This window comes from Rhizobium sp. SL86 (assembly GCF_026672545.1).
Taxonomy (GTDB): domain Bacteria; phylum Pseudomonadota; class Alphaproteobacteria; order Rhizobiales; family Rhizobiaceae; genus Neorhizobium.
On the sequence record NZ_JAPPRJ010000009.1, the window covers coordinates 998,619 to 1,012,569 of the forward strand.

Here is a 13,951-nt window from a genome sequence, read left to right on the forward strand (position 1 = left end):
CTTCAGACGGGTCAAAGGTGGCGCTCCCTCTCGGGCAAGGCCGGATAGTTGTCAATAAGGGCCGCGACGATCTTGCCGAAGCCGATGCCGAGCGAGGATTTCACCATCAGCACATCACCCGGCCTGACGTTCTTGACGACATGATCAACGAGCTCGGCGGTCGTGGGGCGATATTCGACGGAGACACTGTCGGGAAGCGCATCGCGCAATGCCGCCATCTCGGCCCCGGCAAGCCAGACATGTTCGATCCCGGCGGCAAGCAGCGGCCCGGCCAGTTCTTCATGCACCTTGGCGGAAAAGGCACCCATTTCCAGCATGTCGCCGAGCACCGCGATGCGACGGCCCGTGGCTTCCGGCGGGGTTGCGGCCAAAAGTGCGATCGCCGCGCGCATGGAGGCGGGATTGGCGTTGTAACTCTCGTCGATCAGGGTCAGATGTCCCTCGCCGATCCCCAGCCGGTGGCGTTCGCCGCGTCCCTTGACTGCCCGCAGGCCGGCCAGCGCCTGTTTCGCCGCATCGAGATCGGCCCCGAACAGCGCAACGACACCGAGCGCCGCCATGGCGTTTTCAGCGATGTGGCGGCCGGGTGCACCGATATGCACCTCCATCGTCTCGCCGTTCACCACCGCCCAGATGGTGGAACCATCGGCGCCCCCTTCGAAATCGGCCAGCCGGAAATCCGCCTTGGCGTGCTGGCCAAAGGTCAGGATGTGCGGGATGCCCACGTCCTGGGCACGGTTTTCGAGGAAGGAAAACTGTTTGTTGTCACGGTTGAGGATGACCGCGCCACCCGTCTCGACACCCTCGAAGATCTCCGCCTTGGCAGCAGCGATCTCTTCGAGGTTCTTGAAATTGCCGAGATGCGCCGGTGCGATCGTGGTGATGATGGCCACATGCGGGCGCACCATCTTGACCAGTGGGCGGATTTCGCCCGGATGGTTCATGCCGATCTCGAAGACGCCGAACTGGGTGTCGGCCGGCATGCGGGCAAGTGTCAGCGGCACACCCCAGTGATTGTTGAAGGAGGCAACCGCGCAATGCACCTTGCCGGAGGGCGCAAGCAGGTTGCGCAGCATCTCCTTGGTGGTCGTCTTGCCGACCGAGCCGGTGACAGCGACGATCTGAGCGCGCGAGCGCTGGCGCGCGGCAACGGCGAGCCGCCCCAGCGCCACCAGCACATCCTCGACGACGATCATCGGAACCGTGACGCGGCCCATCGCCGGCAGTTTCGCCTCGGCCACCACGAGCAATGCCGCGCCATTGGCCACCGCCATGGTCGCGAAATCATGCCCGTCGGTGCGGTCGCCCTTGATCGCAAAGAAGGCCTCGCCCGAACCGATGGAGCGGCTGTCGATGGAAATACCCGTCACGCCCTCGGGAAGGTTGCCGAACGGCCGCCCTCCCATGACGGTCACCATGTCCGCACTCGTCCATAACCAGCTCACGCTTTGCACTCCTCCAATGCTCGTCGTACCTCGGCATGATCGGAAAACGGCAGCACCGTCGTGCCGATCGTCTGCCCTTCCTCATGTCCCTTGCCGGCAACGATCAGCGTGTCGCCGGCTCTCAGTTGCGAGACGGCGAACCGGATGGCCTCCGCACGGTCGCCGATCTCGCGGGCATGGGGCGCCGCGGCCATGATTTCGGAGCGGATCGTCGCCGGATCTTCCGAGCGCGGATTGTCGTCCGTCACGATGACAACATCCGCAAGCCGCGTTGCCACCTCGCCCATGATCGGGCGTTTACCCTTGTCGCGATCGCCGCCGCAACCGAAGACCACCATCACGCGGCCGGTGGTAAACGGCCTGACCGAGGTCAGCACATTGTCGAGCGCATCCGGTTTGTGGGCATAATCGACATAAACCAGCGCGCCCTGCCCGGTCTGGCCGACCAGTTCCAGGCGACCGGATGCGCCGATGAGTTTTTCGAGCGCCGCCATCGCGACCTTCGGTGAAACGCCTGTCGAGATCGCAAGGCCGGCCGCAACCAGCGCATTGGCCACCTGGAAATCACCGGCCAGCGGAATGTCCACCTCGAAGATCTGGCCCTCGTGATGGACCTCGATCATCTGCTTGTGGCGGAAATGCTCGACCCGCTTCAGCGACAGGAAATTGCCGGCGCGACCGACGGTGCGCACGTCGTGGCCTGCGGCGCGTGCTGCCTCGATCGCCTTCGCCGACCAGGCATCGTCGGCAAAAATCACAGCCGGACGCCCCTTGGGCAGCAGCGTGCCGAACAGCCGCATCTTGGCGGACATGTAGTCGTCCATCGTCGGATGGTAGTCCATGTGGTCGCGGCCGAGATTTGTGAAGGCCGCGGCAGCAAGCGTCACGCCGTCGAGCCGGCTCTGGTCGAGACCGTGGCTGGAGGCTTCCATCGCCGCATGCGTCACGCCCTCCGCCGCCAGTTCCGACAGAAGCCTGTGCAGCGCCACCGGATCGGGCGTCGTCAGCGAGCCGTATTCGTTGCGGCTGGGGGAAATCACGCCGGTGGTGCCGATCTGTGCGGCGGCAAGGCCGGCTTGCGCCCAGATCTGCCGGGTGAAGGAGGCGACCGATGTTTTGCCGGCCGTCCCTGTCACCGCCACCATGGTGGCCGGCTGGGCGCCATAAAAGCGACTTGCGGCGAGCGCCAGGAAACGGCGCGGATTGCCGACGCTCAGCACCGGAACCGCGACATCGAGCGCATGGCTGCCAACGACGGCGACCGCGCCGCGACCGATCGCATCGGCAGCATAACTTGCGCCGTCACCCTTCGTGCCGGAAATCGCAACGAACAACATGCCCGGCGTGATCTGCCGGCTGTCGGCAGAAATCCCGGTAACGGTCAGGCTGCCAGCAGGTCCGGCAAGCACGGTTTCGATCTCCGGAAAGTCCCCTCCGGAGAGTTCTCTCAAATTCATAGGCACCCTCTCTCGCGTTGCGGCCTGATCTAGGGCCGCGAATCGTCGGGTCCATTCATTATGTCCTAATAGGACACAAGCATGGCGGAGCCGTTCTCGCCGAAACGCGGTTTTACACCGAGAATCGCCGCCGAACGGGAAATGATTTCCTTTACCATCGGTGCCGCGCTGTTTCCGGCGAGCACTGCGCGGTCCGTTTCACTGCGCGGATCGTCGATAAAGGTCAGCACAACATATTTCGGATGGTAGATCGGGAAGGCCGCCAGGAAGGCGTTGAAGTTGTGGTCGTGGTTGTAGCGGCCGTTGATGACCTTGTCGGCCGTCCCCGTCTTGCCGCCCACGTCGAAGCCGGGAACGAGCGCGTTTTTGCCGGAGCCGTTCACGCCGTTCCACTCGAACAGCCAGCGCATGTTGTCGCTGGTGGTCGATTTGATCACCTGCGTCGACGCCGCTTCCGCCTGCACTTCGCTGCGCGGCAGGAAGGTCGGTTCGACAAGCTTGCCGCCGTTAACGAGAGCCGCCCCGGCAACCGCCGTCTGCAGCGGCGTGGTGGAAACGCCGTGACCGAAGGAAATCGTCACCGAGTTGATCTTTTTCCATTCGCGCGGCTGGCTCGGCATCGCCACTTCCGGCAGTTCCGTCTGCATCTTGGTCAGCAGTCCGAGCTTGGTCAGGAAGGCCTTGTGCCCGTCGATGCCGACGACATCGGCCATCTTGGCGGTGCCGATGTTGGACGAATACTGGAAGACTTCCGGCACGGTCAGGAAACGACCCTTGCCGTGGAAATCCTTGATCGTGAAACCGCCAATGCGCAGCGGGTAGCGCGCGTCGAAACTGTCGGTCATCTTCACCTTGCCGCTGTCCAGCGCCATGGCGAGCGTGAACGACTTGAAGGTGGAGCCCATCTCGAAGGTACCGTTCGACATGCGGTTCAGCCAGCCTTCCTCGCCGCCAGCCGCCGGATCGTTCGGGTCGAAATCCGGAACCGAGGACATGGCGAGGATTTCGCCGGTATGGGCATCGAGCACGACGCCGCCGGCGCCCTTCGCCTTGAACTTGGTGATGGAAGAGACCAGCACGTCGCGCAGGATCGCCTGCACCCGCACATCGATCGACAGCTTGACCGGCTCCAGCGGCTGGCTGCTCGTCATGCCGACGGCGGCGAGATCCGCAAGACCCTGCGTGTCGATGTAGCGTTCCATGCCGGCCACGCCACGGTTGTCGATATTGACGTAACCGACGATATGGGCCGCCGTTGCTCCGCCCGGATAAAAGCGCCGCTTTTCCGGACGAAAACCGATGCCCGGAATGCCAAGCGCCAGGATTTCGCTCTGCTGCTTCGGCGTCAGCTGGCGCCGCAGCCACTGGAAGCGCGAATTGGACCGCAGCTTGCCATAGATCTGCTTGCTATCGAGATCCGGGAGAACGGTGCGCAGCTTCTCGATCACCTCGTCCGCATCGACGATCTTGTGCGGCTCGGCAAACAGCGAGACCGTCCGGATGTCGGTCGCCAGCACCTCGCCGTTGCGGTCGAGAATGTCCGGACGCGAAGCCATCAGCCGGTCGGCGGGCATGATGCTCGACGTCGTTTCCGGTTCGCGAAGACCGTAATAGGTGAGACGCGCGCCGATCACGCCATAAAAGGCAATGAAGGCGACCATGATCAGGCCGATGCGCGTGCGGGCCTGGGTGGCCTTGCGCTTGCGCGAGCCTTCGAATTTCGCGCCGGTCGAACCGGCACGCATACCATTGGCACCGGCGGAAAAATGCGCCCTGCTCTTCAGCACCATGACCCGGGAAAGGAAAGCCATTAGTCCTCCACCGATCCTGTAGAAATGATATCGATTGCCGAGGCGCCGCGCGGCAGCGGAACGGGGACGGTCGAGGCCGCCTTCGTGGCCTTGACCTTGTCGACACCGCGGATGGCGGCGCGCACTTCCGGGTCCGCCCCGGCGATCAGTTCCTCGATCGTCGTTTCCGGCTGCGGCAGCTGCGATTTCGGCATCGGGAGCTCCTTCGGCATCGCAAGCTGCGTTGGCGCCGTCGGAACGAGGTTGAGTTCGGACTGATAGACGTTGATCAGACGATGCAGGCGGTTCGGCTGCGTCAGGAGCGCCCAGTCCGCTTTCAGAAGATCGATGGTATCCCGCTCGAGCCTGATCTCGCTCTCGAGGCGGTGCACCTCCTCGAGCTTGAGTTCAGCCTTGTGTTTGATCGTATAGGTCACCACCGCCGTTGCGGTCATGACGCCGATAAGGACGAGGTCGAAGCTTCTCAGCATGATCAGCCCCCCAACTTGTCGAGGCTGGCAAGTTCAGGCAGGTCGAAGATCGAAAAATCCGCCGGCCGGGCCGGGGCCGCGGTGCGGAAGGCGGCCCGCAGCTTGGCGGAGCGCGCCCGCGGATTGACCTCCGCCTCTTCCTTAGACGCCGACATCATGCCTTTGCCGACCGGCTCGAACACGGCGGGTTTTTCCTCCACCATCGGCAGGTGCCGCGAACCGGAGGCCTTGCCGGAACGATCGGCGAGGTAACGTTTGACAATGCGGTCTTCCAGCGAATGGAAGCTGACGATGACCAGCCGCCCGCCGGGTTTCAGCGCCCGCTCGGCGGCAAACAGCGCACGCGCCAGCTCGCCGAGTTCGTCGTTGACGAAGATGCGCAGCGCCTGGAAGACGCGCGTTGCCGGATGGATCTTGTCCTTGGCCTTGCGCGGATTGACGCTCTCGATGAGGTTGGCGAGATCGCGCGTGGTGGAAAACGGCTCCGTCGCGCGGCGCTTCTCGATGGCGCGCGCAATACGGCCCGCCTGTTTTTCCTCACCGAGAAAACCGAAGATGCGGGCAAGATCTCCCGACTTGGCGCGGTTGACGACATCGGCGGCGGACACACCGGAGGCCGACATGCGCATGTCCAGCGGCCCGTTCTTCTGGAAGGAGAAGCCGCGTTCGGCCTCGTCGATCTGCATGGAGGAAACGCCGATATCAAGCACGATGCCATCCAGGCCACCGGCCGGCGCATGCTCGGCAAGCGCGGAGAAACGTGTCGGGACGAGCGTCAGGCGCCCCTCGGATTCTGCAACAAGCGCCTGACCGCCGGCAATCGCATTCGGATCGCGATCAAGCGCGATCACGCTGGCACCGTGGACAAGAATGGCGCGGGTATAGCCACCCGCGCCAAAGGTACCATCCAGGATCACCTTGCCAGGCGCGGGAGAAAGGCCGGACAGCACCTCCTCCAGCATCACCGGAATGTGGCGGACCGGTCCGCCATCAGCCTCGGAAACTCCGTCGCCAAGATTCGCCGCCATTCCGGTCCCCTGTTTCAAGCGGACCGCACCCCGAACCGGGCCCGACCCTCTCGCGCCGCCGCCTGCGCCTCGTGAAACGCCTGCGGCTGCCAAAGCTGAAAATGATCCGACCGCCCGACAAAGGAGACCTCTGTCGTGATGCCGGTAAAGTCCCGGATAAAATCCGTGACCATGAGACGGCCCTCCGCATCGAGCCGCAGAAAAACGCCGCCACCGTGAACCAGAAGCGACATCGCATTTGCCTCCGGCGAGAACGGATCGGCAGAGGCGATCTGCCGCTCGTAGCGCTCGAGCAGATCCGGACCGCCGACGCTGATCGCCGGAAACACAAGATCCTGGAGACAATACAGCTCCTGGATATTCCGCTGCGCGAGGACCGCACGGAAGGGAGCAGGCACGGAGACCCGGCCCTTCGCATCGATCCTGTTCGTCGCATTGGACAAGAAGCGGTTCATGACGCCAAACATCCGCCCTCGAAACCGACAGGGCACTTCCGCGCCCCGCACCACGCAAGCCAAAGGGCACAACCCGACCGCTCAGGCGAAGAGATCTCCGCCCAATGTCCCGTGAAGGAACCGGCCCGATACTGTCCGATGAAAGGGCATCTGATTGCCCGCTTGCAGTATGAATTTGGGATACCATGGGACCATATGGGCGTCAATGGGATGGCGCCACACGGAGGCGCGGCAGCCTGAAATATTTATAAGCCGTTAAGTTTAACAAAGGGTTAGCGGCACAAGATCGACGCACGCGGTATGTGTGCGCTGCAACCGTCAAAATTTTTGACCTAACCCCTTGGGAACAGATACACATTAGCGTGATCATCTGCCGCAATGACAACCCGAAGAACACGCAGAGCGCGAATTTGGGATCGAGCGTCATGACGCAGATCCCGCGCCGGACACCCGTTCGACGCGCCAGACGAAACCGTCTTTCGGTTGTCTGCGCGAAGAAAATGAAATTGCCAGTTGGCCTGTAAGCCGGGTTCTGTATGGCACCGGCGCCAAAGCACCGGAACGTGGCAGCCATTCATCTGGGACAGCGTTTGCACGCTGCCTCACGCAACCCACCCGGATGACTGGCCCGGAGACAGGCTGTAGCGCCGCAAGCGGCACCCGCGTCATCCCTATTCGGTCTTGCTCCCGGTGGGGTTTACCTTGCCGTCCCTGTTGCCAGGCCCGCGGTGGGCTCTTACCCCACCCTTTCACCCTTACCCCGCCACCTCTCCTGCTCCAGATGAACGAGCAGGACAGCAGGCGGGGCGGTTTCCTTTCTGTGGCACTTTCCCTGGGGTCACCCCCGCCGGACGTTATCCGGCACCGTATTTCCGTGGAGCCCGGACTTTCCTCACCCTACCGCCTTTCGGCATTGGTAAAGCGCGGCTGCCCGGCCAACTGGCAGGGGCTCCTTAGACGGTTTGCCCGGCGATGGAAAGTGGCGCGGCGATCGGTTTTACGCAAAGCGCGCCGAAAACGGCACCGGATAACCCTGGCCCTCCATGTGACCGGCTTGCAGAAGCTCCGCGCCGAGCCGGCCGATCTCGTCGGAGCTCTTGGCGGCGGCGCCGCAGCCGCCGGTCAGAAGAGCGATCCTTGGCGATTGCGTATAGGCAATCACTGGATAGCCGGTCGGCGTCATCGAGACGACACAGGCAGCGGTCGAGACGCGGGTGCGGTCGATGTCCGGCACCAGATGCTCCATAACGGCAAGATGATGGGCACGCGCGCTGTCACGACCGCCGGAGCGGAACCAGGCCCGCATCTCGGCGTCACTTGTCAGCATCAGGTCGTCACAGTCGCCGCCGATTTTCAGATAGACCTTGCCGTCGGGATAACGCACCGGCGGCAGCATGTAGATGTGTTTGGACGGATCGCGTGGCTCGTAGATCAGCGACGGCATGCCGGCATAACGCCCGAGTTCGTCCTCGCGGATCTCGAAGAAGGTGACGGTGCGCGCATAAACCGACATCTGAAGCGATTCGCCCAAGAGACCTTCCGCAATAGAGAAACCGCCGGCGGCCACCAGTGCCTTTTCCGCCAAATAGTGGCCCCTTCCGCGGTCCGCACCACGACAAGACCACCCTCGTCCCGCACCGAGACGACCGTTTCAGCAATACGCCGTACGCCCTGACGCTCGGCAATCCGGCTCTGGGCCGCGACCAGTGCGCGGGGATTGATGTACCCCGCCTCGCTCGCCTCCAGCACGCCCTCGCATCCGGGCTCGAAACCGAAATAGGGGAAACGTCGGGAAAGATCGGCAGCGGAAACCAGTTCGGCTTTAGTGCCCAGCGTTTCGGCCGCCGCGCAGATCCTGCGGATATAGGCATGCCCGCTCGCCCGTTCCGGCGCCACCATCAGACAACCCGTCCTGTGGTAAAAGGAAATGCCGCTCTGGTCTTCGATCTCACCGTAGCGGGCAATGGAACGATTGGCGAGCAGCGCCCAGACCGGATCGGGATCGATGGTCCGGGTGATGCGGGCCTCGTCATAATGGCTGGCAAAGACGCCCTGATGTGTCTTCGGATCGGCAGGCTCGCCTGGACCGATCAGCGCGATGCCATCCGTCACCTTCGACAGATGCCGCGCCGCCGCCGCGCCCATCATGCCGCAACCGATGACGATAAATTTGAAATGTGCAGCCATGGCCAACTCGCTTCCCCTAGAGTCTTTCCGTTGGGTCAGTGGCTAGCCGCACGAAGAGCATGGGTCCACTGCAAACGTGACGAAAACCTCAGCCTTCGTCTGAGCCCTGGAACCTTGGCAGGGCGGCGAGCAGGCGATGCAGCGTATCGATGGTCGACATGTCCGCAATACCGTCCACTCGTTCAGGGCGGAAATGCCGCTGGAAGGCCTCCACGACGCCTTCCGTGCGATCGCAGAAGTCTCCGGTGATCTCGACGCCGTAACCGTAGAGCGCCAGCATGCCCTGCAGCGCCTCGATCGGCTGCCCCGCCTCACCGCGCTGGAAATAACGGCCGCTGCGGATCGGGCCCGGCTCCACCCAGTGGCCGATGCCTTCGCGGTGAAGCCGCTCCCAGGGAAAGTTCTCGCCCGGATCGACCTTGCGGCGCGGTGCCACGTCCGAATGACCGAGCACCCGTTCCGGCGCAATCCGCCAGCGTTCGATGAGGTCGCGGCAAAGGCCGATCACGGCTGCGATCTGCTCTTCGGGAAAAGCCGGCAGCCCACCCGGATGCCCGGCATTGGCGATCTCGATGCCGATCGAGCGGGAGTTTATGTCGGTCTCGCCGGCCCAGACGCTCTTGCCCGCATGCCAGGCGCGACGCACCTCCGGCACCATCTGCACGATACGTCCGTCCGGCCAGACGAAATAATGCGACGAGACCTGGCTTTCGATGTTCTTCAGCCAGGAGAGCGCCTGCCCATGGTCCGGCATGCCGGTGTAATGGAGAATGATCATGTCCGGGGCATCGACGCCCACGCGTTCGCCGTGATTCGGCGAGGGATCGACTCTCGCACCGGCATAATCGGGAATGAGTTTCATGCGGCCTTGCGTTCCTTGGCAATCGCCGCATAGGCGGCGTTGAGCGCGGCCATACGCTCGTTGGCGGCGGCATGCAACGCTGCCGGAACACCGCGCGCAATCAGTTTGTCCGGATGATGTTCCGCGACCAGCCGGCGATACCGTTTGCGGATCTCGGCAAAATCATCGGACGGCGAAACGCCGAGCACCAGATAGGGGTCGATGCCTTCGATGTGCACGTGACGCGCCATGATGCGGCGGAAATGCGCTTCATCGATGCGGAAGATCTCGGCGATGCGCAGCAGGAAGGCGAGTTCCTTCTCATGCACCATTCCATCGGCTTTCGCGATATGGAACAGGCCGTCGATCACGCTTTCGAGCATCGGGCAATTGTGTTCGCCGGAGCCGCACAGATTGGCGAGCTTTTCCGCATAGGCCTCGTAACCCGCGACATCCTGGCGGGCGAGATTGTAGAGCCGCGCGACGTTTTTCGCTTCTTCCTCGGGAAAATCGAAGATCTGCCGGAAGGCATCGACCTCGGAGGCGACGACGGCACCATCCGCCTTGGCCATCTTCGCCGAGAGCGCGATGATCGCAACCGAAAACGATACCTGGCGGCGGGTTTCCGGATCACCTTCGAACAACGTGCGGATCGCTTCGATCACCCGCGACAGGGCATTGTTGGCCGCGTCGCCGACGCTGCCGAGCAGCCGCTCCCAGAACGAACTCAGGTGAAGACAGGCGAAATCTAAAATCATGCTGCACCTGACCAAATTCTCGGACCGATGGCAAGAACCAGGGAACCGGAGGACGATTAATCTTTCGTCATGTTACGCACGATTGGTAACCGCGGATTGGCAGCCGGTCATTCTGACGCAGCCGGCCTTCCGCCGGGATGGTCACTGTCCACAGGCCGGCGACCCGGCTTTGCCATCGCTTTCGAGCGTCCTTCGAATTTGAACCGATTGAAACGTCAGGCGTTCCAGAATTTCCGCGAAATACCGGATTTTCTTGAGAAATTCACTTTACAGCCGCGACGGGCTGTCGCATCCATTTGCCGGTTTTGTTGGCAAGGCGCAGGGTATGCGCGAAGGAGGTTCGATGGCCAAGAAGAAAGTGGGATTGCTGACCGCGGGCGGGCTTGCGCCCTGTCTGTCATCGGCGGTCGGCGGACTGATCGAGCGCTACACCGACATCGCGCCCGAACTGGAACTGGTGGCCTATCGCTCCGGTTACCAGGGCCTGCTGCTTGGCGACCGAATCGAGATCACGCCGAACATGCGTGAGCGTGCACATCTCCTGCACCGTTATGGCGGCTCGCCGATCGGCAACAGCCGCGTCAAGCTGACCAATGTCGCCGACTGCGTGAAGCGCGGCCTGGTAAAGGAAGGCGAGAACCCGCTGAAGGTCGCGGCCGACCGTCTGGCCGCCGACGGCATCAGGATCCTCCACACGATCGGCGGCGACGACACCAATACGACCGCGGCGGATCTTGCCGCCTATCTCGGCGCCAACGGTTATGACCTGACCGTCGTCGGCCTGCCGAAGACCGTCGATAACGACGTTTTCCCGATTCGCCAGACGCTTGGCGCCTGGACGGCGGCCGAAGTCGGTGCGCATTTCTTCGACCATGTCAGCAACGAGCAGAGCGCGGCGCCGCGCACCCTCGTCATCCACGAGGTGATGGGCCGCAATTGCGGCTGGCTGACCGCCGCCACCGCCCGCGCCTACATCCAGGACACCCGGCACAATGAATATGTCGAGGGCCTGATGATGAACACCCAGATGAAGAACATCGACGGGCTCTATTTGCCCGAGATGCACTTCGATCTGGAAGGCGAAGCGGACCGCCTGCGCAAGATCATGGACACCTGCGGCTTTGTGACGCTTTTCGTCTCGGAAGGCGCCGGTCTCGACACGATCGTTGCCGAACGCGAGGCAGCGGGCGAGGCGATCAAACGTGACGCCTTCGGCCATGTGAAGCTCGACACCATCAACGTCGGCTCCTGGTTCCAAAAACACTTTGCAACCCTTCTGGATGCCGAACGTTCGATGGTTCAGAAGTCGGGTTACTATGCCCGGTCGGCGCCAGCCAATGGCGACGACCTTCGCCTGATCCAGAGCATGGTGGACCTGGCTGTCGAAAGCGCGCTGAACGGCGTTTCCGGCGTCACCGGTCATGACGAGGACCAGAATGGGAAATTGCGCACGATCGAATTCCCGCGTATCAAGGGGGGCAAGCATTTCGATCTGTCGACGCCGTGGTTCGGTGAGGTCATGGACTTCATCGGCCAGCCTTGGCGGGCGGCATAAACGATCGGAATTGACGGACAGGGATGGATGGGAGACAACCTTCCATCCACCAGGGAGGAGTGAATGAGCATCGAGACACTGCTGGCATTTGCCGCCACCTCCCTGCTCGTCCTTCTGCTTCCATCCGCCCAAGGCAAGCTTCTGCGCGATTATGGCCTGGCTCAGGGTCGCGCACGGGCCTGCCTGCTGATCCCGGCGCTCTGGCTCGGTTACCTGACCGCCGGCGCCCTTGCCGGCGCGCTTTATCTTTCCATCCATTCGCTGGCGCCGGCCATGGAGCGCCCGTTTGCCTGGCTCGGCGTTGCCGTTCTTGGGCTTTACCTGCTGCGCTCGCAACAGAGACGGCTGGTCCAGCGGCTCGCTGACAACGACAACATCCCTGCCCGCAAGCCGGGTCTCGCGCTTCTGGCCATGCTCGCGACTTGCGTGCGGCCGGGGCTGATCATCGTTGTCGCCAGCCTCTTTTTCCAGATGTCCGATTCGCTCGGCAGTTCCGGCGAATCCGCGGCACGGGGATTTGCCGCCTATGGCATTGCAGCCCTTCTTGCCCCCTTCATCCAGTTGCTGATCGCGGAACCGTCTGCCCGCAAGATCACCCGCGCGCGACAGCTTAATCCAGCCTCGCGCAAGCCCCGCACGCGATTTATCGCCAGCCGTGCGGTCAGCGCTGGCTACCGCCGGATTGCTGCATGACCTGCCCTGTCTTGATGACAGGCCTGTCATGCGTTAATGGAATGTATTAACGGTCTGATACCGGCGGGACGAGAAGATTCATCTTCATGAAAGTGAGACGATGGCGATAACCCGAATTATCGGCTGCAACACGATTGTGGCAGTGGCGATTTGTGGGGCCGTATCCGGCTGCTCCAGCGTGCAGTCGGCTTCGAACAGCCAGGCAGCCAAGACCGATGTCGCAGCGGCAACGGTTCCAGATGCAGGAACGGCCGTCGCCCAGGCAACGACCGCAGATGTTTCGCATGCCGCTGCGAAGACCGACCGTCTTCCGGGTGAAACAACGACCGCCGCCACGACCACGCCCGCAGCCGTTGCCGGCGCAGTGCCGCTTGATATGGCATCCGCCACCAATCGCGCCGCACAGAAGGTGGGACGCGTCACGCTCATTTCCCAGTCCACCGATCCGATGCAGCGCGCTGCCGAGACGGCCGCCAATTCCATCGCCCAGAACACGCAGCCCGTGCCGGTGCCGGCGCTTGCCGTCGCTTCCACCGCGGTCAGCCAGACGGGTGGCCTTCAGGCGATCGACATGGCGACCGCCGGGCAGGCGATCACCAAGCCGCTGACGGCACCGACCGCGCTGAGCGTTCCGGCCAAACCCGGCACACCCTCGGCACCGCTTGCCGCGCCTGTCATGGCTGCGGCCCTTCCCGCGGACGTCACCGGCCAGTTTGTCGCAATCCCGACCCCGCGTCCGCGAATCGAACGTGCGTCACCCTCTTCGATGGTTGCCTATGCCGGCACGCGCCAGCCGCTTTCGGCCATGTCGACGGACTTTTTCCCGCCCGCACCGGGCGACCCGCTGCCGCCGACGGCAGATGCCAGCAACGAGACGCTGAGCAAGCTGATCCACCGTTACGCCGGCATGTATGGCGTGCCGGAATCGCTGGTACACCGGGTCGTGCACCGCGAAAGCAAGTATGATCCCAAGGCGTACAACAAACGCGGCTTCTGGGGCCTCATGCAGATCAAATACGCCACGGCAAAATCCATGGGTTACCAGGGAACGCCGGACGGTCTGCTCGATGCCGAAACGAACCTGAAATACGCCATCAAATACCTGCGCGGCGCCTGGCTGGTGGCCGACAATGATCCGGATGACGCGATCAAGCTCTATGCGCGCGGTTATTATTACGACGCCAAACGCAAGGACATGCTGCACGTCCTCGAGTGAAGCCGAAGGCAAAGGGCGAGCCTGACGCCCTTTGC

Annotated in this window: 11 protein-coding genes, 1 other RNA gene and 1 pseudogene; 3 read left to right on the forward strand and 10 right to left on the reverse strand. The window is 62.9% G+C overall.

The window, feature by feature from the left end; genetic code table 11:
* Positions 1-11 precede the first annotated feature (11 nt).
* The 10 genes and pseudogenes from OU993_RS27840 to OU993_RS27885 form a co-directional block, all read right to left on the reverse strand.
* Positions 12-1,445, reverse strand: coding sequence for a UDP-N-acetylmuramoylalanyl-D-glutamyl-2,6-diaminopimelate--D-alanyl-D-alanine ligase (locus OU993_RS27840; RefSeq protein ID WP_268162386.1), 1,434 nt, complete (start codon positions 1,443-1,445; stop codon positions 12-14).
* Positions 1,442-2,902, reverse strand: coding sequence for a UDP-N-acetylmuramoyl-L-alanyl-D-glutamate--2,6-diaminopimelate ligase (locus tag OU993_RS27845; protein ID WP_268162388.1), 1,461 nt, complete (start codon positions 2,900-2,902; stop codon positions 1,442-1,444). The genes OU993_RS27840 and OU993_RS27845 overlap by 4 nt, the downstream gene beginning before the upstream one ends.
* A 65-nt stretch (positions 2,903-2,967) precedes the next feature.
* Positions 2,968-4,713, reverse strand: a complete 1,746-nt coding sequence (locus tag OU993_RS27850) for a peptidoglycan D,D-transpeptidase FtsI family protein (RefSeq protein ID WP_268162390.1) — start codon at positions 4,711-4,713, stop codon at positions 2,968-2,970.
* On the reverse strand, positions 4,713-5,183 hold the full coding sequence (ftsL, locus tag OU993_RS27855; protein ID WP_268162392.1) for a cell division protein FtsL: 471 nt from the start codon (positions 5,181-5,183) through the stop codon (positions 4,713-4,715). The genes OU993_RS27850 and ftsL overlap by 1 nt, the downstream gene beginning before the upstream one ends.
* A 2-nt stretch (positions 5,184-5,185) precedes the next feature.
* Entirely contained in the window at positions 5,186-6,211 is a 1,026-nt protein-coding gene (gene rsmH, locus OU993_RS27860) for a 16S rRNA (cytosine(1402)-N(4))-methyltransferase RsmH (RefSeq protein ID WP_268162394.1), read from the reverse strand.
* A 14-nt stretch (positions 6,212-6,225) separates the two neighbouring features.
* Positions 6,226-6,666: a division/cell wall cluster transcriptional repressor MraZ gene (gene mraZ, locus OU993_RS27865; protein ID WP_268162396.1), complete on the reverse strand. Its 441-nt coding sequence runs from the start codon at positions 6,664-6,666 to the stop codon at positions 6,226-6,228.
* Between the two features lie 505 nt (positions 6,667-7,171).
* Positions 7,172-7,609, reverse strand: an RNA gene (rnpB, locus tag OU993_RS27870) — RNase P RNA component class A.
* A 54-nt stretch (positions 7,610-7,663) separates the two neighbouring features.
* Positions 7,664-8,853 (reverse strand): annotated as a pseudogene (locus tag OU993_RS27875) (NAD(P)/FAD-dependent oxidoreductase).
* An 88-nt stretch (positions 8,854-8,941) separates the two neighbouring features.
* A complete protein-coding gene (locus tag OU993_RS27880; RefSeq protein ID WP_268162398.1) occupies positions 8,942-9,715 on the reverse strand; it encodes an N-acetylmuramoyl-L-alanine amidase in 774 nt (257 codons plus the stop codon).
* The gene (locus tag OU993_RS27885) at positions 9,712-10,452 is read right to left on the reverse strand and encodes a J domain-containing protein (RefSeq protein ID WP_268162400.1); all 741 of its coding nucleotides are present in this window, start codon (positions 10,450-10,452) and stop codon (positions 9,712-9,714) included. Before OU993_RS27885 ends, OU993_RS27880 begins: the two co-directional genes overlap by 4 nt.
* A gap of 343 nt (positions 10,453-10,795) precedes the next feature.
* Between OU993_RS27885 and OU993_RS27890 the strand changes: the two genes are divergently transcribed.
* The 3 genes from OU993_RS27890 to OU993_RS27900 all read left to right on the forward strand — a co-directional run bounded on the left by OU993_RS27890 (position 10,796) and on the right by OU993_RS27900 (position 13,916).
* Positions 10,796-12,007 (forward strand): pyrophosphate--fructose-6-phosphate 1-phosphotransferase, encoded by a 1,212-nt coding sequence (locus tag OU993_RS27890; protein ID WP_268162402.1) that lies wholly within the window; start codon positions 10,796-10,798, stop codon positions 12,005-12,007.
* A 63-nt stretch (positions 12,008-12,070) separates the two neighbouring features.
* Positions 12,071-12,700: a hypothetical protein gene (locus OU993_RS27895; protein ID WP_268162404.1), complete on the forward strand. Its 630-nt coding sequence runs from the start codon at positions 12,071-12,073 to the stop codon at positions 12,698-12,700.
* A 100-nt stretch (positions 12,701-12,800) separates the two neighbouring features.
* Entirely contained in the window at positions 12,801-13,916 is a 1,116-nt protein-coding gene (locus OU993_RS27900; protein WP_268162406.1) for a lytic transglycosylase domain-containing protein, read from the forward strand.
* Positions 13,917-13,951: the final 35 nt, after the last annotated feature.